This is a genomic window from Microbacterium sp. SZ1, from assembly GCF_002362255.1.
Lineage (GTDB): Bacteria > Actinomycetota > Actinomycetes > Actinomycetales > Microbacteriaceae > Microbacterium.
The window spans coordinates 116,515-138,016 of the sequence record NZ_LPVV01000038.1 but is presented as its reverse complement, the minus strand read 5'-3'; the positions used below and the strand labels follow the sequence as shown (position 1 = coordinate 138,016).

Below are 21,502 nucleotides of genomic sequence, written 5' to 3'. Positions count from 1 at the left end.
TGTGGCACACCTGAGCAGCTACGAAAAAGCGCCGTGCCGCTCTGCGAATCGCGGAGCGGCACGGCGCTGTCGTCGAACCGACTCAGTCGGCGGACGGATTCAGTCGGTGCCGGCGAACACCGCGACGGCGTTGTGGCCGCCGAAGCCGAACGAGTTGCTGATCGCGATCTGCGGCCCGTCGCCGAGGGGCTGCGCCTCGCCCGAAAGCCGGAACGGCACGGCGGGGTCGGGCTCGGTCATGTTGATCGTCGGCGGCGCGACACGGTCACGCAGCGCGAGGATCGAGAAGATCGCCTCCAGTGCGCCGGTCCCACCGAGCAGGTGTCCCGTGGACGCCTTGGTCGCCGAGACGGGGATCTCATCGATCCGGTCGCCGAACACCTTCTTCAGTGCGACGTACTCGTTCGGGTCGCCGACCGGGGTCGATGTGGCGTGCGCGTTGATGTGCGTGACCTGGTCGGCGCTGATGCCGGCGCCCTCGAGCGCCTGGGTGACGGCGCGAGCCGCCCCGTTGCCCTCCGGGTCGTTGCCGGTGATGTGGTAGGCGTCTGCGGTGACGGCGCCGCCGAGCACATAGCCGTAGATCTTCGCACCGCGAGCCTTCGCGTGCTCCTCGGTCTCGAGGATGAGAGCTGCAGCGCCCTCTCCCATGACGAAGCCGTCTCGGTCGACAGCACCGGGGCGCGAGGCCGTGGACGGGTCGTCGTTGCGACGCGACAGGGCCTGTGCGGAGGCGAAGGCGGCCATGGTGATCGGGTGGATCGCCGACTCGGTGCCACCGGCGATGACGACGTCGGCGAGCCCCTCCTGCAGGTGGTCGTACGCGTGGATGAGTGATTCCGTGCTGGACGCGCAGGCGCTGACGACCGTCTGGGCGTAGGCGCGGGCCTCGAACTGCAGCGACAGGTTGCCGGCCGCAGCGTTCGGCATCAGCATCGGCACCGTCAGGGGCATGACGCGACGCGGGCCCTTCTCGCGCAGAGTGTCCCACGCGTCGAGGAGCGTCCAGAGGCCGCCGATGCCTGTCGCGAAGTCGACGCCGAGGCGCTCGGGTGCGACCTCCGGAGACCCGGCGTCGGCCCAGGCCTCGCGCGCCGCGATGAGGGCGAACTGCGAGGACGGATCGAGGCGCTTCGCCTCGTGGCGGGGCAGCACCTCTTCGGGGCGGACGGACGCCTCGGCGGCGAAGGTCACGGGGAGGTCGTACTGCTCGACCCAGTCGTGCTCGAGCGTGCGGGCACCCGAGACGCCGGCCAGCAGGTTGGTCCAGTTCTCGGGGGCGGTGCCGCCGATGGCGGACGTGGCACCGATGCCGGTGACGACGATGCGCTTGGTCATGTGTGGTTCCTTGTCAGGCGGATCGAACAGAAGATGGGCAAGGCAGAGGATGCCACGCCCCGCGAGCGCGGGGGTGGCATCCTGAGTGGATTACTCCTGGCCTGCGACGATGAAGTTGACGGCGTCGCCGACGGTCTTGAGGTTCTTGACCTCGTCGTCGGGGATGGTGACGCCGAACTTCTCCTCAGCGTTGACGACGATCGTCATCATCGAGATCGAGTCGATGTCGAGGTCGTCCGTGAACGACTTCTCGAGGGCGACCTCGGAGGCGTTGATGCCGGTCTCGTCGGTGATGAGCTCGGCGAGGCCTGCGAGGACCTCATCGTTGGTGAAAGCCATGGTGGTCTTCCTTCTCTTACGGGGTTGATTTCGGAACCGTGGAACAGTCTAGGGAAGGTCGGCGCGTTCTCAGGGGAGGACGACGACCTGGGCGGCGAAGACGAGCCCCGCGCCGAACCCGATCTGCAGGGCGAGACCGCCGGACAGCTCGGGGTGCTCGGCCATGAGCCGGTGGCTCGCCAGCGGTATGGACGCCGCGGAGGTGTTGCCGGTCGTCTCGATGTCACGCGCGATCACCGTGGTCTCCGGCAGCTTCAGCTGCTTCGCGAACTCGTCGATGATGCGCATGTTGGCCTGGTGCGGGATGAACGCCGCGATGTCGTCGGGACCGACGCCCGCCTTGTCGAGGGCCTCGCGGGCGACCTTCGCCATCTCCCACACGGCCCAGCGGAAGACCGTCGGCCCCTCCTGTCGGAGAGTCGGCCACGCCGCCGCTCCGTCGCGGAAGTCGGTCAGGGTGTTGTTCATGCCGACGGCGTCGGCCTTCGAGCCGTCCGAACCCCACACCGCCGGGGCGATGCCCGGCGTGTCGCTCGGACCGATGAGCGCCGCGCCTGCGCCGTCGCCGAGTAGGAACGAGATGCTGCGGTCGGTCGGGTCGACGATGTCCGAGAGCTTCTCGGTGCCGATCACGAGGGCGTAGCGCGCAGCGCCGGCCCTGATCAGGGCGTCCGCCTGCGTGACGGCGTAGGCGTATCCGGCGCACGCCGCATTCACGTCGTACGCCGCCGCGGGGTTCGCCCCGACGCGGTCGGCGACGATGGCCGAGACGGAGGGCGTCTGCTTCGGGTTGCTGATGGTGGCGACGATCACGAGGTCGACCTGGTCGGCCGGCACGCCGGACTTCTCGATCGCCTCGGCGGCAGCGGTGGTGGCGAGATCGATCGCGTCGGTGTCCTTGCCGGCGCGGGTGCGGGTCACGATTCCGGTGCGCTGACGGATCCACTCGTCGCTGGAGTCGATCGGTCCCACGAGGTCGTCGTTCGGAACCGCGTTCTCGCCGCGGGCGGCGCCGTACGAGTAGATGCGCGTGTACGCGGGACCGGTGAGCTGGGTCAGCGTGGCGGTCATGCGGCTTCTCCGTTCAGCAGCGCGACGGCCGCGTCGAGGTCTTCGGGGGTCTTGACGGCGACCGTCGGCACGCCGCGGAGCCCGCGCTTGGCAAGCCCGGTGAGGGCGCCGGCCGGGGCGAGCTCGATGAGTCCGGTGACTCCCTGCTCGGCGAAGGACGCCATGCAGAGGTCCCAGCGCACCGGCGACGACACCTGGTCGACGAGGTAGTCGAGCGCCTGCTGACCGCCGGAGACGACGGAGCCGTCGCGGTTGGTCCACAGGGTGATCGACGGGTCGGCGGGGGTCACGGTGGAGACCGCGTCGCGCAGCGCATCCACCGCCGAGGCCATGAACGACGTGTGGAAGGCACCGGCGACCTGCAGCGGGATCACGCGGGTGCCCTTGACCGGCTCGGCGGCCAGCGATGCGAGGGCGTGGAGCGAGCCGGCGACGACGAGCTGTCCACCGCCGTTGTAGTTCGCGGGGGAGAGGTCGAGCTCGGCGAGACGCGAGAGGACGGCGTCCTCGTCACCGCCGAGGACCGCGCTCATGCCGGTCGGGGTCTGCGCCGCGGCATCCGCCATCGCGCGACCGCGGATGCCGACCAGACGCATGCCGGTCTCCGCATCGATGACGCCGCTGTTCACGAGAGCGGCGATCTCGCCGACGGAGTGCCCGGCGACGCCGTCGGCGCGGCGGCCCGCTCGCGACTCCAACGCAGAGGCGGCGACGAGCGACGCGGCGACGATGAGCGGCTGCGCGATGCGCGTGTCGCGGATCGTGTCGGCATCCGACTCCGTGCCGTGGAGGCGGAGGTCGACCTCTGAGGCATCGGAGAACGCGGCGACGGTCTCAGCAACGCCGTCCAGCTCGAGCCAGGGGGAGAGGAAGCCGGGGGTCTGCGAGCCCTGTCCTGGGCATACGACGACAATCACAGACCAAGTCTGCCAACGATCCTCGGGAAACGGTGGATGAACCATCACAAGATTTCGAAGAACCCTTGTGTGTGGCGAACAGATCCGAGCCGTGGAACCGGGTCAGCGTGTCGGACGACGCAGCGGCGCCCGACGACGGCCCTGGTCGGCCGCCCCGATGGAGCCCAGGATGAGAGCGGTCTGCAGGATCAGCGCCTCGCGCGGACCCGTGGCATCCCATCCGATCACCTCGCTCACCCGCTTGAGACGGTAGCGCACGGTGTTGGGGTGCACGAACAGCTCGCGGGCGGTCGCCTCGAGGGAGCGCCCGTTGTCGAGGTAGCTCCACAGGGTCGTGACGAGATCGGTCGAGTGCGCCTGCAGCGGGCGGTAGATCCGCTCGATGAGAGTCTGCTTCGCGAGCGGGTCGCCCGCGAGGGCGCGTTCGGGGAGCAGGTCGTCGGCCTCGACGGGGCGGGGCGCGCTGCGCCACGCCCGGGCGACGGCGAAGCCGGCGAGGGCGGCCCTCGCGCTCTGGCTGGCGTCGACGAGAGCGGCCACTGCCGGTCCGAGCACGACGTAGCCGGGTCCGAAGGACGGTTCGAGACGCGAGGCGATCTCCTCGAAGCCGAGCTCCTCCTCCTCGGTCTCCTGACCGGGCACCCGTGCGCGGCCGATCACCAGCACGAGGCGAGAGCCCTGGACGCCGATCAGGACGTCGACGGCCAGCTTGCGAGCAGTGCGCCGCACGAGGTCGACGTCGAACTGCGGGGGAGTCGTGCCGACGAGCACCGCGACCTCGCCGTGGCCGTGCCAGCCGAGAGCAGCGATGCGGCTCGGCAGCTCCTCGTCGGCCTCGCCCGTGAGGATCGAGTCGACGACCAGGGCCTCGAGACGGGCATCCCACAGTCCGCGCGCCTCGGCGGCACGCGCGTACACATCGGCGGCCGCGAAGGCCACGTCGCGCGAGTAGAGCAGGATCGCCTCGCGGAGATCCTCACCCTTGCCGGCGACGCGCTCCTCGGTCACCTCGACCGTCACGCGGATCAGCTGCAGGGTCTGCTGCAGACTGACGCTGCGGAGCAGTTCCCGCGGAGCCGCGGCGAAGATGTCGGCGGCGATCCACGGCGTCGACGTCGGGTCGTCGTACCACTGGATGAACGACGTGATGCCCGCCTGGGCCACCAGCCCGACCGCAGAGCGGCGGGCCGGTGGCATGTCGGCGTACCAGGGGAGCGTGTCCTCCAGGCGCTTGATCGTCACCGAGGCGATGTCACCGGAGATCCGTCGCAGCCAGGTGAGTGTCGCGGCCTTGTCCATGCCGCGAGGAGACGATCCTGTCACCGATGGCTCAGCTTTCGCCGCCCGCGTTGCCGCTGGTACCGGCGTTCACGTCGTGCAGGCGGTACTTCTCGATCGCCTGCGCGGCGAGCGAGCGGTCGACGGTGCCTTCCTCGGCCAGCGCCTGCAGCGTGCGCACCACCATCGAGGGTCCGTCGATCTTGAAGTAGCGACGAGCCGCCGCGCGCGTGTCGGAGAATCCGAAGTCGTCTGCGCCGAGCGTGGCGTAGCGGTTCGGGACCCACGGGCGGATCTGGTCCTGGACGGCGTGCATGAAGTCGCTGACCGCGACGACCGGCCCCTCCGCGCCCTGGAGCTTCTGCGTGAGGTAGGCCGTGCGGGGTTCCTCCTCGGGGTGCAGGAAGTTGTGCTCGTCGGCGGCGAGGCCGTCGCGGCGCAGCTCGGTCCAGGACGTGACCGACCAGACATCCGCGATCACGTTCCAGTCGTTCTTCAGCAGCTCCTGCGCCTCGAGGGCCCAGGGCAGGCCGACGCCCGACGCGAACAGCTGGGCGCGGGGCCCGTCGCCCTCGCCGACGGAGACGCGGTGGATGCCGCGCACGATGCCGTCGACATCCACGTCCTCCGGCTCCTTGGGCTGGACGAGCGGCTCGTTGTAGACCGTCATGTAGTACATGACGTTCGGGTCGGGGTGGTTGCCGCCGTACATGCGCTCGAGACCGTCGCGCACGATGTGCGCGATCTCGTAGCCGTAGGCCGGGTCGTACGACACCGTGGCCGGGTTCGTCGACGCGAGCAGGTGCGAGTGGCCGTCGGCGTGCTGCAGGCCCTCACCCGTCAGGGTGGTGCGGCCCGCGGTGGCTCCGATGATGAAGCCGCGCGCCATCTGGTCGCCGGCCGCCCACTGGGCGTCGCCCGTGCGCTGGAAGCCGAACATCGAGTAGAAGATGTAGATCGGGATCAGCGGCTCGCCGTGCGTGGCGTACGAGGTGCCCGCCGCGGTGAACGCGGCCAGTGCTCCGGCCTCGTTGATGCCGACGTGCACGATCTGACCCTGCGGGCTCTCCTTGTAGGCGAGGAGCAGCTCACGGTCGACCGAGGTGTAGTGCTGGCCGTTCGGGTTGTAGATCTTGGCCGTCGGGAAGTACGCGTCCATGCCGAACGTGCGCGCCTCGTCGGGGATGATCGGCACGATGCGGTGGCCGAACTCCTTGGTGCGCAGCAGGTCTTTCAGCAGACGGACGAACGCCATGGTCGTGGCGATCTCCTGCGTGCCGGAGCCCTTCTTGGGCAGCGCGTACGCCGAGTCGTCGGGGAGCGAGAGACCGACGTGCGTCGAGCGGCGCTCCGGCAGGAAGCCGCCGAGGGCCCTGCGGCGCTCGAGCATGTACTGGATCGTCTCGTCCTGGGGCCCCGGGTTGTAGTACGGGGGCAGGTACGGGTTCTCCTCGAGCTGCGCATCCGTGATCGGGATGTGCATCGTGTCGCGGAACGTCTTGAGGTTGTCCAGCGTCATCTTCTTCATCTGGTGGGTCGCGTTGCGGCCCTCGAAGTGCGGACCGAGGCCGTAGCCCTTGACCGTCTTCGCCAGGATGACCGTCGGCTGGCCCTTGTGCTCGGCCGCGGCCTTGAACGCCGCGTACACCTTGCGGTAGTCGTGGCCACCGCGCTTCAGGTGCCAGATCTGCTCGTCGGAGTAGTCGGAGACCAGGGCTGCAGCGCGCTCGTCCTTGCCGAAGAAGTGCTCGCGGACGTACGCGCCGGACTCGGCCTTGTACGTCTGGTAGTCGCCGTCGGGCGTCTGGTTCATGATGTTGAGCAGCGCGCCCTCGGTGTCGCGGGCGAGCAGGTCGTCCCACTCACGCCCCCAGACCACCTTGATGACGTTCCAGCCGGCGCCGCGGAAGTACGACTCCAGCTCCTGAATGATCTTGCCGTTGCCGCGGACCGGGCCGTCGAGGCGCTGCAGGTTGCAGTTGATCACGAAGTTGAGGTTGTCGAGGCCCTCGTTGGCCGCGACCTGCAGCTGGCCGCGGCTCTCGATCTCGTCCATCTCGCCATCGCCGAGGAACGCCCACACCTGTGACGACGAGGTGTCCTTGATGCCGCGGTTCTCGAGGTACTTGTTCGACATCGCCTGGTAGATCGCGTTGATCGGGCCGAGGCCCATCGACACGGTCGGGAACTGCCAGTAGTCCTGCATCTGCCGCGGGTGCGGGTACGAGGGGATGCCGAAGGGAGCCTGCGACTGCTCCTGGCGGAATCCGTCGAGGTGCTGCTCGGTGAGGCGACCCTCGAGGAAGGAGCGGGCGTAGATGCCGGGGGAGGCGTGGCCCTGGATGAAGATCTGGTCGGCGCCGCCCGGGTTGTCGGCACCGCGGAAGAAGTGGTTGAAACCGACCTCGTAGAGCGCAGCCGAGGACGCATAGGTGGAGATGTGGCCGCCCACTCCGATGCCAGGGCGCTGTGCGCGGTGCACCGTGACCGCCGCGTTCCAGCGGATCCACGCGCGGTAGCGGCGCTCGACCTCTTCGTCGCCGGGGAACTCGGGCTCGTTCTCGGCCGCGATCGTGTTGATGTAGTCCGTGGTCGGGACCATCGGCACGCTCACGTGCAGCTCCTTCGAGCGCTTCAGCAGGCTGAGCATGATCTCTCGCCCGCGTCCGTGGCCCTTGGCCTCGACGAGCTCGTCGAGGGACTGCTGCCACTCGCCCGTCTCTTCCGGATCGCTGTCGAGGTTGCCCTGGGAGTACGGATCCTGGTCGTGCACAGTCACGGGGAGCCTTTCGTCATGCTGGCAGGTCATGCCAAGGAAACGGGAAGCGACGCGGGCAGCCTTGTCGGCTGTTCACAACGCGTGCCGCCCTCAGCCTATCCCTCTTCCACGACATCGGTGCGCATCCGTCTGCCGATACACTGAGGACACCAGGGCCTTTAGCTCAGCTGGTAGAGCGCCACGTTTACACCGTGGATGTCGTCGGTTCGATCCCGGCAGGGCCCACCGGATTGCCAGGCGTCTCGCCGGTTTCGAGCCATGAGAGCGGGAAGCCCGTTCGCATAGCGATAGCCATCAGGTCGCGCCGGCGCGGGGCGTTGTGACCGTTGATCCAGTTCCCAACGGTATTGCGGTTGACCTGGAGTGCGTCGGCGAGGTCAGTGACCCCGACGCCGGCGACACGCATCGCGCGCCGGATGCGGTCTGCCTGGTCGAACTCGAAGCGTTCAGCATTCATGGGTTCCATCGACATAGCTCGATTCTGCCGTGTTGCATCAACTTATGCAAACAGCGAAACGCGGCGACACGCCAAGTTAGGCAATGCGTGACTTTCCCCCAAGTTTAGGCAACGCTGAACTTGTGACAACGCTAATCGGGTCCGCAGAAGCGGCAGGCATCCTCGGCATCGACCGCAGCGTGCTGCTGCGTCGAGTCGCGTCCGGGCAGCTGGAGCCTGTCCAGAAGCTCCCGGCACGAACCGGCGCGTACCTGTTCGATCGCGAGGCCATCGAGCAGCAGGCGAGAGCGACGTCATGAGCATCGAATCAGTGGCGATCGCCCTTCATCACTCCCGAGCCACCGGAGCGACGAAGCTCGTGCTCATCGGCATCGCTAATCACGACGGTGACGGCGGCGCGTGGCCGTCTGTAGAAACCCTTGCGAAGTACGCCGGCATCATCCCTCGCAACGTGCAGAAGGCGGTCAACCGACTGGAGCAGCTGCACGAGGTTCGCCGGTTCGTGCAGGCCGGAGGCGACCACCGCGTGCCAGAGCACCAGCGCCCGAACCGCTATCAGTTCCTGCTCCAGTGCCCGCCCGATTGCGACCGAACCAGCAAGCACAAGACGCGCGCGCAGACGGCCGTCGAACTGCCGATCGAGGAGTTATCCACACGGGTGTCGCTGGCGACACCCGGTGTCGCTACCGACGGGGGAGGGGTGTCGCTGGCGACACCCAAACCACCCTCTAACCACCCAACTACCTCGAAGAAGAGAACTTACGTACCTGAACGTGCGCGAGGCGCATGCGGGCACGACCTCATCGACGACCGCCACTGTGAGCGCGGATGCCCCGTCGCTCTGATCCAGAGGGAGACCGCATGAACCGCCGCAGCACATACCAGCCGGCACGAGGCATCCGCCGAGTCACTTACCGCGAGCACGTCGCCGCAGCGCTCGGAGCCGCGAGCGGCATGCTCGCTATCTCGCTGCTCGTCATCGGCATGGCGGTGACCCGATGAACATCCACACCGACGCCCCGACGCTCATCGACCGCGTGGCACTTAGCAACAGCCTTTACGAGCTCGCCGAGTCGTTCGCGCTGGAGGCCACGCTTTGGACCGTCGGCAGCCCCATGCGCGCCGAACTGGAGCGATCTGCACGCCTGCTCGCCGAGCTCGCCCGACACGTACTCACTGGCCGCGCAGACCACGCCAAGGCGGAAGCATTCCTCGACGGCGGGCAGACCCGCCTCGCCGAAGCCCAGAGCATCCGCAGGTTCAGAGACACCCTGAACACCCCCCCTCGCCGCACGAAGGGAGCGAACCGTGATTGACAACATCGAGCCCGCTGCCGGCATCACCACAGCGCTCATCGCGTGGGCGCTGCTCGGAGTACTCAAGATCGCCGACCGACGGAAGGCACGCCGATGACCGAGTGGGGAGGGCGGTACGCACAGGGCCTGGTGGCCACCACCCTGGAGACCTACGGCACACGGTGCCACCTCTGCCTGCGCGGTGGAGCGACGAGCGCCGATCACATCGTGCCTCGCTCGCACGGCGGACCCGACAGCCTCGACAACCTCCGTCCCTCGCACAAGCTCTGCAACAGCCGACGAGGTGACCGGTCGATCGCGTGGTTCCGTGCTCGCTACTGTCCCGAGCTCGTCGCCGAGGTTGTCGTCGCTGATGCGGTGTCGTTCTTTGGAACGACGACCGCTGGACATCCCGCGCCAAGCCCGTCCATTTTTTCTCGACCCAAACAAATTCGGAATAGCGAAGAGCCCGCCGTCGACCTCGAATTCTTCGCTCTGGAGGCCAGCTGATGGACGACACGCAACCGTTCCTCCCCGGAATGGCACCGCTCGACGCCGGCCCCAGCCCTCTGGAGCAGGCAGCACGCCTCCAGATCCAGCACATGCGGGACCGCAACCTGCTGACAGCCGAGCACGCCATCGCCGTGCAACTGGTGCTTGACCTCGCGCGTGCCATCGGAGTGAGTGCGACCCGAGGCCGCGCATCCGCCATGGCCCTCGCGGCGCGCGAACTCCGCGAAGCGCTGCTGCTGCTGCCGGCCGGCGATACCGACGAGTTCGCCGAGCTCATGAAGCAGCTGGAGTCCGAGGACGACACCGCCACCGCAGAACACGAGATTCGGAGACAGCCATGACCCTCGAAGAGGCGCTCACCAAGCGCATCACGGAAGCCAACCTGACCGAGCGCGACGTCGCGGGAGTGATGAACTACGCAGACGGGATGGAGCCCGGCGACGCCGAGCATCTTGCCTCGTGCCTGTGGTCGATGGGCGGCGGCATCGTGCACGACGGTTGCCCGTATGCGGACGGCGACAGCGATGCCGACTACGAGAACGACTGTCCGACGTGCGCCGCGCATCTGCTGGCCGTTTCGCGCTCGGTGCTCAGCGACGCCGCAGATGTCGAGATTCGGAGAAAGCCATGAAGTGGTCGAGTGAGCCTTTCCCGAGCACGGCCGCGGCGCTTGCAGCTGTCGAGGCGCTTCCGGTGATCGAGCCGGCCGTCGGCGACCTCGTGCGCTACAAGATGCCGTGGCGTTCGCAGGTCATCACGTCGGAGACGATCTACGAGGTGCGCGCGGTCACGACGGACTACGACATGCACGAGTACGCCCGCTCTCTCGGAGCCGACCTGCCGCCGCTGATCGTCACGAAGTACGCACTCGTCGACGCGGCACGGCCCAACGACAACTCGCAGCGCTGCTGGCCGATCGCTGGCCAGCCTGACATGCCGATCCGCTTCGAGCTCGTCGCCGAGGCTCCGCCCGTCGAGGTCGACCTGCTCGGCCTGCTCGACCTGCTCGGATGGACGACCCCGTGACCCTGCCGGCGGAGTGGCTGGACCAGCTGGGCGATGCTGTGCCGGCGTACGCCACCGCGCCCCGCGCCGGCGTTCACGACCTCCGCGGCATCGAGACCATCGCCGCGGCGATCGGCACGCCGCTGATGCCCTGGCAGCGCCTCGTCGCGCGCGTGGCATCCGAGCGACACCCCGAGCGCCGCGCCGAGTTCCGATACAAGACCATCGTCCTGACCGTGCCGCGGCAATCGGGCAAGACGACCCTGATGCGCTGCGTGCTGATGCATCGCGCGCTCGTGAAGGCGCAGCGGCGATCGTTCTACACCGCCCAGACCGGCAAGGATGCACGCGAGCGGTGGCGCGACCTCGTGGACGCCGTGCAGGCATCGCCGCTGCGCTCCAAGATCACCGTCCGACGCGGTGCCGGCGACTCGTCGCTGTCGCTGCCCAACGGCTCCAGAATCCGCCCGTTCGCGCCGACCGCTGAGTCGCTGCACGGGTACACCCCGCACGACGTGTTCATCGATGAGGCGTTCGCGTTCGACGACGCCGAGGGTGCCGACCTCATGGGTGCGATCATTCCCGCGCAGTCCACGCTCGCCGACCGGCAGCTGTGGATTGTTTCGACCGCCGGCACCGCCGAGAGCGCGTTTCTCCGCCGCTGGGTCGAGCAAGGCCGCGCAGCCGCCGACGACCCCGACTCGTCGGTCGCGTTCTTCGAGTGGTCGATGCCCGAAGGCATGGATGCCGGCGAACCTGACTCGTGGCTCTGGCATCCCGCAGTAGGCCAGACGATCAGCCCGCAGACCATCCTCGATGCCGCGGCCACGATGTCGGCCGGCGAGTACATGCGCGCCTACGGCAACCGCTGGACGACGACGCGAGATGTGATCTTTGACGACGACCTGCTCGACGCCCTCTCGCTGGAGGACCAGACCCCGCCGCCGGCCGGCGAGCTCTCCATCGCCTACGAGGCCGCGATCGACCGCAGCGTCGGCGTCGTGTGGGCATGCTGGACCGACCCGGAGACCGGCGTGCCATCGCTGCGCACCATCGCCCGCAACCCCGGCGTCGACTGGATGCCGCAGACGATCCTCGCGCTCCGCGACCAGCTGCACCCGCACACCATCGGAGCCGACGACGCCGGCACCACACGCGCAGTGACCGAGGGCATCCGCCGACTCGATGAGTGGGCCGAGCTCACCACCCTGCACCCCCGCGATGTCACCCTCGCATGGGACGACATGCGTGACCGCATCCGCGGCGGCGGCCTCAACGTCGCCGACACCCCAGGATGGCGGGAAGCGTGCGCGAACGCCGTGCAGCGACCGCTCGGCCAAGGCTGGACCGTCGATCGCATGAAGTCCCGCGGCCAGGTCGCTGACCTTATCGCCGCGATGGTCGCGCTGCGCCTCCACGAGCACCGATCCGCCGATGCGGGCTCACCGCTCGTCGAGTTCGCCTGACTGCATCAACTTAGGCAACACGCCGACGAATTGAGCAATGCCCAAGATTTTTCGACTATTGGGCAATGCTGAATTCCGTGAGCATCCTCGACCTCTTCCGCCCCCGGAACGTGACAGCCGCGCTGACCGCCGACGGCACCATCGGGATCGCCGCGCCGGATGCCTGGCTGCACAACTCTGAGTCGCCGCTGACCTCCGTCGTCCTCTCCGATCTGTTCCCTGAGGTGAACCTGCCCATCGGTCGCAGCCGCGCGATGGGCATCGCTCCGATCGCGAAGAGCCGGCACATCATCACCGGCATGATCGCCCGGTTTCCTCTCACGCACATGAACGGCACGAACCGCGCCGAGGTGCAGAACCAGCTCGTCAAGCAGCCTGAGATCGGCCGGCCGCTCTCCACGTCGCTGACGTGGTGGACCGACGCGCTGCTGTTCCATGGCCGTTGCTGGCTGCTGATCGTCGAGCGGTACGCCGAGGACGCCCGCCCGCGCCGTGTCCGCTGGGTGCCCGAGCACCGCGCCGGCGTCGACGCGCAGGGCAATCTCGTGAAGGCGTTCGGCGAGCCCGTCAACCCCGGCGACTACATCCGCATCGACGGCCCCCATGAGGGCATTCTGAACTTCGGCCGCAGCCTGCTCCGTGAAGCTCTCGACGTGGCCGACGCCGCCGCCCGCGCCGCGGCCAACCCCGTCCCGTCGATCGAGCTCCACCAGACCGGCGGCACGCCGCTGACCAAGGAGCAGCGCAGCGAGCTCGTCGAGTCGTGGTCGAAGGCACGATCTGGCCGCAACGGCGGAGTCGCGTACACGAACCAGGTGATCGAGGCCAAGACGCACGGTCAGGCCGCCGAGCAGCTGCTTATCGCCGCGCGCAACACGGTCGCGATCGACATGGCACGCCTCACCGGGCTCCCGGCATGGGCGGTCGACGCCGTGGTCGAGGGCTCGTCGATGACGTACAACAACGCCCCCTCCCGCGCTCGCGAGCTCATCGACTTCGGCCTCCAGCCCTACATGACCGCGATCACCGACCGGCTCAGCCTCGACGACGTGCTCGCCGCCGGTCACTGGGCCAAGTTCGACACGACCTCTGCGCTATCGCCCGACTTCAAGACCCGCATGGACGGGTACAAGGTCGCGATCGACGCCGGGATCTACACCGCTGAGGAGTGCAAGCAGATGGAAGCCGGAATCCCGCTGGAGGACGCACGATGACGACCCTGCACCTGTCCGCCGCCCTCGCAGGCGTCGACGAGACCAACCGCACGATGACCGGTGCCATCACCGAGTACGGCGTCGTCGGCTTCACGTCGATGGGGCCGACGATCTTCGAGCCCGGATCGATCACCGTCCCCGCCGAGCTCCGCCGCGTCAAGCTGCTCGTGCAGCACGACACCTACTCGGCAGCCGTCGGGTACATGACCGCGTTCACCGACGACAGCCGGCTCCCCACCGCGACATTCGCCGTCCCAGAGGGTGAGCGCGGCGACCTCGCGCTCTTCGAGGCGCAGAACGGCCTCCGCGACGCATTCAGCGTCGGCGTGAGCATCCAGGAATGGCGCATCGACGAGAACGACAACCTCGTCGTCAGCGCCGGAACCCTCTACGAAGTGTCCCAAGTCACCATCCCCGCATACGACAACGCCCGCGTCCAGGACGTTGCAGCCGCACGAAAGGAACTGCCCAGCATGACCACTCCCACCACCCCCAACGTGGCCACCCCTCCGGCCGCACCCACCGCGTCGGCGGCCGCTGAACCGGTCACCCCCGCAGCGCCGGCCCCTGCTGCGCCGGTCGCGGTCGTCGACGCGCCCACCCCGGTCACGGCATCCGCCGAGACCCGCGAGCCGCAGGCCGCCCCGCCGATGGCCGGCGGTCAGGCGTTCGGACTCTCCGCCATGGCTCGCACCATGGGCGAGTACTTCCAGCGCCGCTTGCCGGCAGCCGGCCTCCAGGCCGCGCTGACCGACGTGACGCCGGTCGACGTGAACCCGACCGGCGAAGGGGAGCAGTCGATCTTCCCGCGCGCCCAGTGGGTCGACGAGGTGTGGACCGCAAGCAACGTGCGCCGCCCGCTCATCGACGCGCTGAACAAGCAGGCGCTGCGCGCGCTGAAGGTGTTCGGCTACCGGTTCACCGGCACGCCCACCGTGTCCGAGTACGCCGGCAACAAGCAGCCGATCCCCGGAGGCGGCGACATCGGCACCGAGCTCGTCGAGGCCACCGCCCAGCGTTTCGCCGGCGGATGGGACTTCGACCGCGCGTTCACCGATTTCGGTGCCACCGGCATCATGGAGACGGTCGTTCGCAAGGGCACCGACGACTACCGCCGTCGCACCGAGGAGTACGTCGCCGCCCAGCTGGCCGCTGAGGCGACCGTCATCGCCGAGCAGCCGTCGCTCATCGCCGCGCTCGCGACCATCGGCGCTCAGGCATCCGTGCTCGGCACCGATCTGTCGTTCGTGCAGTTCGCGCCCGACGTGTGGGCGCAGTTCGTGCAGCTGCCCGACACCGAGGTGCCGTGGTGGCTCCGCGCGCAGGGCCGCATCAACCTGTCGACGGTCGACGGCAACGCCGGCGGCATCACGTTCGCGGCCAACCCCGGCCTCCCCGCCGGTACGATCCTCGCCGGCGACCGCAGCGCGGCCACCGTGTACGAGGTCGACCCGCCCGTGAACGTGCAGGCGCTCGACATCGCCAACGGCGGCGTCGACGTGGCCGTGTACGGCTACATCGCCCTCATCATCAACGACCCGCGTGCCCTCTTCCGCACGACCGTCGCAGCCCCCGCAGCGGGCGCTCAGGCGTTCACGCTCGTCGTCCCCGAGGGATCGACCGTCGTCCCCGAGTCGGCCCCGGCCGCGGGCGACGAGTAAGCACGGAGCGCGGCGAGCATGGCGACCACCAAAGAGAAGGTCAGGACCTGGATGCAACTCCAGGGCAACGACCAGGACGCGCACGTCACGGTCTGCGTCGAGGCGGTGAACGCCTTCATCGGCGGACTCCCCGTGATCGCAGACCGCGCCACGGACGCGGAATGGCCGAAGCAGGTCGACCTCGCAGCCACCATGCTCGCCGCGCGCCTCGTGCGCCGGCGCAACAGCCCCTCTGGCGTCGAGGCGATGACTGAGGCCGGCACGTCGTACGTGTCGCGCTACGACCCCGACATCGCCCGGATGCTGGAGCTCGATGGGTACGAGCGGCCGGCGATCGCATGATCGCCCAGGCATGCGGATTCGTCGCCGAAAAGCTCACCGCCGCCGGCATTCCCACTACTCACGACCCCCGCGACCTCAACCTGCCGGGAGCGTGGGTCACCCCCGGCGAAATCGACCTGAACCGGCTCGGCAAGGGAGCCGGTGACTACGAGGTTGTGATCGCGCTCATCGCGCCGGATGCCGGCGGCCTCTCGACCCTCACCATGCTCGACGACCTGCTCGCGAAAGCGATCACCGCCGGCGTCGGACTCACCACCGTCGAGCCCGGAACCGTGCAGCTGGAGAACCTCGCCCCCGGCAGCCTTCCGGCGCTCATCGCCACCGTCACCATCGAGATGTCCTAGGAGGACACCATGCCCACCCCCAAAGTCACCCAGGTCGGCCCCGGCGAACTCACGCTGGGCGACACCGGATCGCTCAAGTCGTTCGCGCTTACGTGCGTCGGCTGCAAGATCGTCCCCTCTGTCAACAAGGCCGACCCGCGCACCGTGCTGTCGGGCGACGTGATCCCCGGCGCGCGCACCGAGTCCGCGCAGGCCGAGGTGAAGCTGCTCGACGACTTCGGCCAGGACGAGTCCAACACCGAGTGGCTGTGGGCGAACCGCGGCCAGCAGGTGCCCTTCCGGTACACCCCGAAGAACGGGCTCAAGTCCATCGTCGGCACGATCACCGTCGAGCCGATCGACATCGCCGGCGACGTGGGCACCAACCCCGAGCAGACGGTCACCTTCGACTTCGTGGGCATGCCCACGTTCGAGGCGGCAGGCGGAGGCGCGTAAACATCATGGCCGACGGGATCAGCGCCCGCGTTGACGGAGCAGCCCAGCTGCGCCGCACGCTCCGCAAAGCGGGCGCTGACATGTCGGACATGCGCCAGGTGCACAAGCGCGTCGGCGGAGTCATCCTGCCGGCCGCTCGTGCCGGCGCTCCCGTCGGCCCCGACGCCGGCGGCCACATCGGCTCCACCGTCCGCGTGGGTGCCAGCCAATCCGCCACCACGATTCGCGCCGGAAACAAGCGCCTCGTGTACGGCCCCCGCACGCACTGGGGATGGCTGCGCCGGCGGCAGCTGCCGAACATGTGGATCACTCGCGCCGCGCAGTCCACCGAGGCCCGTTGGACCCAGGTCTACTTCGACGGCATCACAGACATCATCAACACGATCAAGGGGAAATAAGCCATGGCTGATCCGATCCTGAAAACGCCCATCGTGAGCGTCATCATCGAGCAGGACGACAAGCTCGTCGAGTACGTCGTGCAGACCGACAACCGCGATGCCGTCGCGTGGGACATGCACCGCAACCGGGTCAACTGGCCCGCCGGCACCGACGCACCAATGCTGTGGATGACGTACCTCGCATGGTGCGCCATGCGTCGCGACACCAGCACGCCGGCCGCGAAGCTCACCTTCGACCAGTTCAACGACGCCGTGCGCGGGATCAGCAGTGCCAAGCCTGCTGACGAGCAGGAGCCCGTGGACCCTACCCACGCGGGAGCCGAGCCCGCCTAGCCGTCGAGATGGCCATCGAAACCGGCATCGACCTGCACACGATCATGACCGCCGACGATGGCCTCTTCGCCACGATCCACGACATCTGCGCAACCGCGTGGGAAGCCCGAAAGAACAGGAAGTGACACATGGCCGGCAAGACCGCCGTTCTGTCGATCCGCGTGGTGTCGGACAACAAGCAAGCCCGCACGGGGCTCAGCCAGGTCGACGACTCCGTGAAGGGTCTCGAAACCACGATGAAGCGTCTCGGCGAGACCGTGGTCCTGCAGCGCATCGGGTCCGAGCTCGTCGGCCTCGCCAACCAGGCGGTCGACGCCGCGAGCCGCGCTGAGCAGGCCGCCGGCGCGGTCCAGTCGGTATTCGGCAGTCTGGCCGACGAGGTGGAGGCGAACGCCGCCCGCGCGGCCGAGGCGGTCGGCCTCAGCGCCTCGCAGTACAACGAGCTTGCATCTGTGCTCGGCGCGCAGCTGCGCAACCTCGGCACCCCCGTTGACGAGCTCGCCGGCCAGACCGACAATCTGATCGCGCTCGGCTCCGACCTCGCAGCCACGTTCGGCGGCACCACCGCGGATGCCGTGAGCGCCCTGTCGGCCCTGTTCCGAGGGGAGCGCGACCCGATCGAGCGATACGGCGTATCGATCAAGCAGGCCACTGTCGACGCCTATCTCGCCGCCAACGGCCTGGATGACCTGGAGGGGTCCGCGAGGACGGCAGCGGAGTCTCAGGCCACGATGGCTCTGCTGCTGGAGCAGACCGCCGCCGCGCAGGGCCAGTTCAACCGTGAGACCGACACCTACGCGGTGTCGCAGCAGATCGCGAACGCGAAGATCGACGACGCGATGGCCACGCTCGGCGAGGTATTCCTGCCGATCATGTCCCAGGGCGCTCAGCTGCTTTCTGAGTTCGCCGGGTTCGCCGCCGAAAACGCCGAGCTCGTGCAGATCCTTGCCATCGTCATCGGCGGCTTCACCGCGGCGATCCTGCTCATGAACCTTGCCATGCTCGCCAACCCCATGACGCTCATCATCGCCGGCATCATGGTCGCGATCAGCCTGCTCGTCGCCGGCATCTACTGGCTCGCCCAGAACTGGGACGACGTGTGGTCGAACATCAGCGACACGTGGAACGGCTTCGTCGGCATGATCAACGACGGCATCGACGGCATCATCGGATGGATTCAGGACGCCATCGGCTGGTTCCAAGATCTGTTCAACTGGGGCAACTCCAGCGGCGGACTTACCGCCGCGATCAACGCCAGCGCGACCGCCGACGGCACCACAGGCGACAGCTGGATGCTCGCCCGCGCCGCGCTCACCGCCAGCCCGTCCGCCTCCACCATCGGCCCCGTGAGCTCATCGAGCAACGCAGCGCCGGCCCCCGTCATCGTCAACATCAGCGGAGTCATCGACAGCGCCAGCGCCGCACGGGAAATCCGCAAGGTGCTCACCGATGACACGCTGCGCACCGGCCGCCGCCGCCCCGGTCAGGACGTGCCATGGTAGCCCCCACGATCACCATCAACGGCCGCGACATCTCGCCCAGGTTCGTGCGCTCGGCTAAGCACGTCGGGCGCGCCCGAGTGCGCATCGAGTGGGGCCGCGAAACGCTGTTCGACCGCCCCGTGCCAGGCGTGGCCACCGTCACGATCATCAACCGCGGCATCGATACGCCCACCCACCGCAAGGGCGACTCGATCATGATCGCGTACCCGAGCTTCGGCACGCTCTACCGCGGAACGATCGCCGAGACCACCACCACCACGGACTACGTGACCCACGCCAACGGGCTCCGGGAGAAGATCACCGAGACCGTCATCACCGCGCACGACCCCGTAGCGAACCTGTCGCAGTTCATCCCCGTCGGACCCGCCGATGCACTCGGCGCGAACTCGTACCCCGGCGAGGGCGGCTGGTACCTCAACCCCAACAACACCCGCATCGCCGAAATCATGAACGCGGGTGCCTCCCGCTTCATCGACTCGCACCTCGCGCCATCCTCCACCGTTCAGAGCACCCCGACGACAGTGCTGTCGTGGGCAGCCGCACGCAAGCCCGACGACGTGACCGCCCTCGACCTGCTCTACGAGGCGTACTCGATGGCTGGGCCACTCACCGCGTTCTACTACGACCCGACGCTCCACCGACTCGGCACCGCGCGCCATCAGCCCGCAACGCACGCCGTCGTCACCCTCGCCGGCGCGGCCGCGGGCGCGCTCACCATCGCCCTCGCAACCGGCGTCACCGCCTTGCCCGCCGAGCTCGCAGAAATCGACAGCACGACGCTTGACGCCCCAGCAGAGGACGTTGCCGTAGCCCGCCTCGAAAGCCTCCGCCTCGACCTCGCCGGCGGCGTCTACACCTACGTCGACGCCGCCGCATCTATCGACGTCCCCGGAGCAAGCAGCGGGCGCACGTTCACGGCACCCGGCCGCTCGATGATGTTCCTGAACCCGTCCGGCACCCAGCAGGCCCAGGTGAACGCCTACCGCGCGTGGTGGCTCGCCGCGGCGGCCGCCACCTTCGGCGCGATCAACGGCACCAAAGCGATCCCGCCCCTCACCATCGACCCCGAGAACCCCATTGTGCAGGGCTCCGGGCAGTCTTTCCACACCTACCACCGCGCCCAGTCGTTCTACCTGAACGGCTCGATGTTCAACGGTGAGGAAGGCGCGCCGTCCGTCGTGCAGGTGGTCGGCGGAGTGCTCGAGTACGACGACGGCAAGTGGTCACACACGCTGACCGTCGCGCCTACGGCCGGCGGAGCGCCGCCGACCTTGACGCTTGACCAGATGTTCCCCACCAGCAGCACGGATCGACTCGATGCCTGGGACGAGAACCTTACGATCAACGACCTCGCCGCAGTGACCAGGAGAACATGATGCCCAACAACACCCCGATCTACGGTCTGCCCTACCTCGTCGGCTCCGACCGCGGCCGCAACATCCAGCAGGTGTCCGAGCAGCTGGCCCTCACGCTCGACGCCACGCTCGCCGCGACTGGGAACCCGCCACTCGACAGCGACCTCGTATCGCTGCTCCAGCGCCTCGGAGAACTGGAGAACCAGGTCGACGAGCTCCCGAAAGAGATGTTCGTCACCAATCGGCCCACCTCCGGCGGTCAGACCGTCGCAGCGGCATGGAACACCCTCGTCGCGGCAGCCTACGGTGCGCCCGCCGTCAACGAGGTCGGCGCATGGGCAGGCGGTGCGCTCACCATTGCCGAGGCCGGCGTCTACCAGCTGTCGCTCAATGTCGGCTACGCCGGCGTCGCCAACCCCATCGCCGTGCAGATCGTCCGGAACACGACCACGCCCGACACCAACGTGCTCGCCTCCGCCTGGGTCCCATCATCCGCGACCACGGGAACCACCGTGATCGCACCACTGAACGCCAACGACGTGATCCGCGGGCTCGCGTACTCGTCCATCGGAACCACCGCGACCGCGGCGCTGTCGCTCGTGAGGCTGCGCTGATGCTCTGGCCCAACGGGCTCAAGTCCCGTCCCCTGACGAGCAGCCCCTACGGCTGGAGAATCCACCCCGTCACCGGCCAACGCAAGCTGCACGCCGGCGTCGACCTCGTGGGCTATCAGCTCGTGCGAGCCATCGAGGGCGGCACCGTCGTCGCCGCCGGCACACCGAGAGGCTGGGAGGGCGGCGGCATCCAAGTGTGGGTGCAGCACGCCGGCTACCTCAGCCGCTCGATGCACCTGAAGAGCACCCCCAACGTCCGCGTCGGCGACTACGTACCCGAGGGCCGCATCCTCGGAGTGATGGGAATGACCGGCACCGCGACCGGCGTGCATCATCACCTCGAAATCGTCGTGAACGGCGTCCAAATCGACCCCATCCCCTTCATCACCGATCGCCTCGCGACACCCGCCGGCGGCAGCGGCGGCGCTGCCCCTGGCCCCGCACCCATCCCGATCCCCACAGGAGACGACCCCATGTTCATCAAAGCCCTCACCGCCGGCGCGTGGGCTCGCGCCGGCGTCATCTACTCCAACGACATCGGCGGCCACTGGCGCGGCCTCTCCAACCTGGAGGGGAACGGATACGTCATCCCGCTCACCCGCGCCGGCGTACTCCCGTATGCCGAGTTCAACGGCCCCGATCTGGATCTGCTGTTCGCGCTGAACGGTGTCTGGGAGCAGAAGACGATCGACCCCGCCGCCGGCATGCAGTGGGGGAGCGGAACGCCGCTCATCGGCCTCGGAGCGCTCACCGGCAAGCTCATGTACCCCGGATCGAACTCGTGGCACTACCCGCTCACCCAGACCCCCGCCGACGCCATCGTGGCGTCGGCCGACTGACCGCCCA

Annotated in this window: 27 protein-coding genes and 1 tRNA gene; 21 read left to right on the top strand and 7 right to left on the bottom strand. The window is 68.4% G+C overall.

What is annotated here, in order from left to right:
- Window positions 1–99: 99 nt before the first annotated feature.
- The 6 genes from AUC47_RS12390 to aceE form a co-directional block, all read right to left on the bottom strand.
- Window positions 100–1,338 carry a beta-ketoacyl-[acyl-carrier-protein] synthase family protein gene (locus AUC47_RS12390; RefSeq protein WP_096715482.1) on the bottom strand — a complete coding sequence of 413 codons (1,239 nt, stop codon included), beginning with the start codon at window positions 1,336–1,338 and terminating at the stop codon, window positions 100–102.
- A 90-nt stretch (window positions 1,339–1,428) separates the two neighbouring features.
- Window positions 1,429–1,677: an acyl carrier protein gene (locus AUC47_RS12385; RefSeq protein ID WP_017202249.1), complete on the bottom strand. Its 249-nt coding sequence runs from the start codon at window positions 1,675–1,677 to the stop codon at window positions 1,429–1,431.
- A gap of 69 nt (window positions 1,678–1,746) precedes the next feature.
- Complete coding sequence (locus tag AUC47_RS12380) at window positions 1,747–2,748, bottom strand: beta-ketoacyl-ACP synthase III (RefSeq protein ID WP_096715481.1); 1,002 nt, start codon at window positions 2,746–2,748, stop codon at window positions 1,747–1,749.
- A complete protein-coding gene (locus AUC47_RS12375; protein WP_096715480.1) occupies window positions 2,745–3,665 on the bottom strand; it encodes an ACP S-malonyltransferase in 921 nt (306 codons plus the stop codon). Before AUC47_RS12375 ends, AUC47_RS12380 begins: the two co-directional genes overlap by 4 nt.
- Before the next feature lie 102 nt (window positions 3,666–3,767).
- Window positions 3,768–4,964 carry a PucR family transcriptional regulator gene (locus AUC47_RS12370; protein WP_096715479.1) on the bottom strand — a complete coding sequence of 399 codons (1,197 nt, stop codon included), beginning with the start codon at window positions 4,962–4,964 and terminating at the stop codon, window positions 3,768–3,770.
- 31 nt (window positions 4,965–4,995) lie between these two features.
- Window positions 4,996–7,722 carry a pyruvate dehydrogenase (acetyl-transferring), homodimeric type gene (aceE, locus tag AUC47_RS12365; RefSeq protein WP_096715478.1) on the bottom strand — a complete coding sequence of 909 codons (2,727 nt, stop codon included), beginning with the start codon at window positions 7,720–7,722 and terminating at the stop codon, window positions 4,996–4,998.
- A 152-nt stretch (window positions 7,723–7,874) separates the two neighbouring features.
- Here aceE and AUC47_RS12360 point away from each other — a divergent pair.
- Window positions 7,875–7,947 (top strand) — tRNA-Val (locus AUC47_RS12360).
- Here AUC47_RS12360 and AUC47_RS17010 read toward each other — a convergent pair.
- A complete protein-coding gene (locus tag AUC47_RS17010; RefSeq protein WP_373557869.1) occupies window positions 7,907–8,179 on the bottom strand; it encodes a helix-turn-helix domain-containing protein in 273 nt (90 codons plus the stop codon). The two genes, AUC47_RS12360 and AUC47_RS17010, sit on opposite strands and share 41 nt — an antisense overlap.
- A gap of 122 nt (window positions 8,180–8,301) precedes the next feature.
- Here AUC47_RS17010 and AUC47_RS16805 point away from each other — a divergent pair, with 122 nt between their 5' ends.
- The 20 genes from AUC47_RS16805 (at window position 8,302) to AUC47_RS12270 (ending at window position 21,495) form a co-directional block, all read left to right on the top strand.
- Window positions 8,302–8,478 (top strand): hypothetical protein, encoded by a 177-nt coding sequence (locus AUC47_RS16805; RefSeq protein WP_179297619.1) that lies wholly within the window; start codon window positions 8,302–8,304, stop codon window positions 8,476–8,478.
- A gap of 11 nt (window positions 8,479–8,489) precedes the next feature.
- Window positions 8,490–9,044, top strand: a complete 555-nt coding sequence (locus AUC47_RS12350; protein WP_179297618.1) for a helix-turn-helix domain-containing protein — start codon at window positions 8,490–8,492, stop codon at window positions 9,042–9,044.
- On the top strand, window positions 9,041–9,181 hold the full coding sequence (locus AUC47_RS16800; RefSeq protein WP_179297617.1) for a hypothetical protein: 141 nt from the start codon (window positions 9,041–9,043) through the stop codon (window positions 9,179–9,181). Before AUC47_RS12350 ends, AUC47_RS16800 begins: the two co-directional genes overlap by 4 nt.
- Window positions 9,178–9,495 carry a hypothetical protein gene (locus AUC47_RS12345; protein WP_096715476.1) on the top strand — a complete coding sequence of 106 codons (318 nt, stop codon included), beginning with the start codon at window positions 9,178–9,180 and terminating at the stop codon, window positions 9,493–9,495. The genes AUC47_RS16800 and AUC47_RS12345 overlap by 4 nt, the downstream gene beginning before the upstream one ends.
- 129 nt (window positions 9,496–9,624) lie before the next feature.
- Window positions 9,625–9,984: an HNH endonuclease gene (locus AUC47_RS12340; RefSeq protein WP_218838223.1), complete on the top strand. Its 360-nt coding sequence runs from the start codon at window positions 9,625–9,627 to the stop codon at window positions 9,982–9,984.
- Complete coding sequence (locus AUC47_RS12335) at window positions 9,984–10,328, top strand: hypothetical protein (protein ID WP_096715474.1); 345 nt, start codon at window positions 9,984–9,986, stop codon at window positions 10,326–10,328. The genes AUC47_RS12340 and AUC47_RS12335 overlap by 1 nt, the downstream gene beginning before the upstream one ends.
- The gene (locus AUC47_RS12330; protein WP_096715473.1) at window positions 10,325–10,618 is read left to right on the top strand and encodes a hypothetical protein; all 294 of its coding nucleotides are present in this window, start codon (window positions 10,325–10,327) and stop codon (window positions 10,616–10,618) included. The genes AUC47_RS12335 and AUC47_RS12330 overlap by 4 nt, the downstream gene beginning before the upstream one ends.
- The gene (locus AUC47_RS12325) at window positions 10,615–11,013 is read left to right on the top strand and encodes a hypothetical protein (protein ID WP_096715472.1); all 399 of its coding nucleotides are present in this window, start codon (window positions 10,615–10,617) and stop codon (window positions 11,011–11,013) included. The genes AUC47_RS12330 and AUC47_RS12325 overlap by 4 nt, the downstream gene beginning before the upstream one ends.
- The gene (locus AUC47_RS12320) at window positions 10,998–12,458 is read left to right on the top strand and encodes a terminase large subunit domain-containing protein (RefSeq protein WP_096715471.1); all 1,461 of its coding nucleotides are present in this window, start codon (window positions 10,998–11,000) and stop codon (window positions 12,456–12,458) included. The genes AUC47_RS12325 and AUC47_RS12320 overlap by 16 nt, the downstream gene beginning before the upstream one ends.
- Window positions 12,459–12,523: 65 nt before the next feature.
- The gene (locus AUC47_RS12315) at window positions 12,524–13,672 is read left to right on the top strand and encodes a phage portal protein (RefSeq protein WP_096715470.1); all 1,149 of its coding nucleotides are present in this window, start codon (window positions 12,524–12,526) and stop codon (window positions 13,670–13,672) included.
- Complete coding sequence (locus tag AUC47_RS12310; protein ID WP_096715469.1) at window positions 13,669–15,333, top strand: HK97 family phage prohead protease; 1,665 nt, start codon at window positions 13,669–13,671, stop codon at window positions 15,331–15,333. Before AUC47_RS12315 ends, AUC47_RS12310 begins: the two co-directional genes overlap by 4 nt.
- Window positions 15,334–15,351: 18 nt before the next feature.
- On the top strand, window positions 15,352–15,675 hold the full coding sequence (locus tag AUC47_RS12305) for a phage gp6-like head-tail connector protein (RefSeq protein ID WP_096715468.1): 324 nt from the start codon (window positions 15,352–15,354) through the stop codon (window positions 15,673–15,675).
- A complete protein-coding gene (locus AUC47_RS16795; RefSeq protein WP_096715467.1) occupies window positions 15,672–16,019 on the top strand; it encodes a hypothetical protein in 348 nt (115 codons plus the stop codon). The genes AUC47_RS12305 and AUC47_RS16795 overlap by 4 nt, the downstream gene beginning before the upstream one ends.
- 9 nt (window positions 16,020–16,028) lie before the next feature.
- Entirely contained in the window at window positions 16,029–16,454 is a 426-nt protein-coding gene (locus AUC47_RS12295) for a hypothetical protein (RefSeq protein ID WP_096715466.1), read from the top strand.
- A gap of 5 nt (window positions 16,455–16,459) precedes the next feature.
- The gene (locus AUC47_RS12290) at window positions 16,460–16,852 is read left to right on the top strand and encodes a hypothetical protein (protein WP_096715465.1); all 393 of its coding nucleotides are present in this window, start codon (window positions 16,460–16,462) and stop codon (window positions 16,850–16,852) included.
- A 3-nt stretch (window positions 16,853–16,855) separates the two neighbouring features.
- A complete protein-coding gene (locus AUC47_RS12285; protein ID WP_096715464.1) occupies window positions 16,856–17,185 on the top strand; it encodes a hypothetical protein in 330 nt (109 codons plus the stop codon).
- 128 nt (window positions 17,186–17,313) lie between these two features.
- Window positions 17,314–18,687, top strand: coding sequence for a hypothetical protein (locus AUC47_RS12280; protein ID WP_096715463.1), 1,374 nt, complete (start codon window positions 17,314–17,316; stop codon window positions 18,685–18,687).
- On the top strand, window positions 18,681–20,063 hold the full coding sequence (locus tag AUC47_RS12275; RefSeq protein ID WP_096715462.1) for a hypothetical protein: 1,383 nt from the start codon (window positions 18,681–18,683) through the stop codon (window positions 20,061–20,063). Before AUC47_RS12280 ends, AUC47_RS12275 begins: the two co-directional genes overlap by 7 nt.
- Window positions 20,063–20,656, top strand: a complete 594-nt coding sequence (locus AUC47_RS16790) for a hypothetical protein (protein WP_179297616.1) — start codon at window positions 20,063–20,065, stop codon at window positions 20,654–20,656. Before AUC47_RS12275 ends, AUC47_RS16790 begins: the two co-directional genes overlap by 1 nt.
- Window positions 20,656–21,495 (top strand): M23 family metallopeptidase, encoded by an 840-nt coding sequence (locus AUC47_RS12270; protein ID WP_179297615.1) that lies wholly within the window; start codon window positions 20,656–20,658, stop codon window positions 21,493–21,495. Before AUC47_RS16790 ends, AUC47_RS12270 begins: the two co-directional genes overlap by 1 nt.
- The last annotated feature ends 7 nt before the right edge of the window (window positions 21,496–21,502 follow it).

Bases quoted from the DNA above. Each gene is read 5' to 3' on its own strand.
- AUC47_RS16790 (WP_179297616.1), top strand. From the start codon at position 20,063: ATGCCCAACAACACCCCGATCTACGGTCTGCCCTACCTCGTCGGCTCC.
- AUC47_RS12310 (WP_096715469.1), top strand. From the start codon at position 13,669: ATGACGACCCTGCACCTGTCCGCCGCCCTCGCAGGCGTCGACGAGACC.
- AUC47_RS12290 (WP_096715465.1), top strand. From the start codon at position 16,460: ATGGCCGACGGGATCAGCGCCCGCGTTGACGGAGCAGCCCAGCTGCGC.
- AUC47_RS12380 (WP_096715481.1), bottom strand. From the start codon at position 2,748: ATGACCGCCACGCTGACCCAGCTCACCGGTCCCGCGTACACGCGCATC.
- AUC47_RS12345 (WP_096715476.1), top strand. From the start codon at position 9,178: ATGAACATCCACACCGACGCCCCGACGCTCATCGACCGCGTGGCACTT.
- AUC47_RS12335 (WP_096715474.1), top strand. From the start codon at position 9,984: ATGGACGACACGCAACCGTTCCTCCCCGGAATGGCACCGCTCGACGCC.
- AUC47_RS12315 (WP_096715470.1), top strand. From the start codon at position 12,524: ATGCTGAATTCCGTGAGCATCCTCGACCTCTTCCGCCCCCGGAACGTG.
- AUC47_RS17010 (WP_373557869.1), bottom strand. From the start codon at position 8,179: ATGAATGCTGAACGCTTCGAGTTCGACCAGGCAGACCGCATCCGGCGC.
- AUC47_RS12385 (WP_017202249.1), bottom strand. From the start codon at position 1,677: ATGGCTTTCACCAACGATGAGGTCCTCGCAGGCCTCGCCGAGCTCATC.
- AUC47_RS12275 (WP_096715462.1), top strand. From the start codon at position 18,681: ATGGTAGCCCCCACGATCACCATCAACGGCCGCGACATCTCGCCCAGG.
- AUC47_RS12325 (WP_096715472.1), top strand. From the start codon at position 10,615: ATGAAGTGGTCGAGTGAGCCTTTCCCGAGCACGGCCGCGGCGCTTGCA.
- AUC47_RS12285 (WP_096715464.1), top strand. From the start codon at position 16,856: ATGGCTGATCCGATCCTGAAAACGCCCATCGTGAGCGTCATCATCGAG.
- AUC47_RS16800 (WP_179297617.1), top strand. From the start codon at position 9,041: ATGAACCGCCGCAGCACATACCAGCCGGCACGAGGCATCCGCCGAGTC.
- AUC47_RS12370 (WP_096715479.1), bottom strand. From the start codon at position 4,964: ATGGACAAGGCCGCGACACTCACCTGGCTGCGACGGATCTCCGGTGAC.
- AUC47_RS12295 (WP_096715466.1), top strand. From the start codon at position 16,029: ATGCCCACCCCCAAAGTCACCCAGGTCGGCCCCGGCGAACTCACGCTG.
- AUC47_RS12280 (WP_096715463.1), top strand. From the start codon at position 17,314: ATGGCCGGCAAGACCGCCGTTCTGTCGATCCGCGTGGTGTCGGACAAC.
- AUC47_RS12270 (WP_179297615.1), top strand. From the start codon at position 20,656: ATGCTCTGGCCCAACGGGCTCAAGTCCCGTCCCCTGACGAGCAGCCCC.
- AUC47_RS12320 (WP_096715471.1), top strand. From the start codon at position 10,998: ATGGACGACCCCGTGACCCTGCCGGCGGAGTGGCTGGACCAGCTGGGC.
- AUC47_RS16795 (WP_096715467.1), top strand. From the start codon at position 15,672: ATGATCGCCCAGGCATGCGGATTCGTCGCCGAAAAGCTCACCGCCGCC.
- AUC47_RS12330 (WP_096715473.1), top strand. From the start codon at position 10,325: ATGACCCTCGAAGAGGCGCTCACCAAGCGCATCACGGAAGCCAACCTG.
- AUC47_RS12305 (WP_096715468.1), top strand. From the start codon at position 15,352: ATGGCGACCACCAAAGAGAAGGTCAGGACCTGGATGCAACTCCAGGGC.
- AUC47_RS12390 (WP_096715482.1), bottom strand. From the start codon at position 1,338: ATGACCAAGCGCATCGTCGTCACCGGCATCGGTGCCACGTCCGCCATC.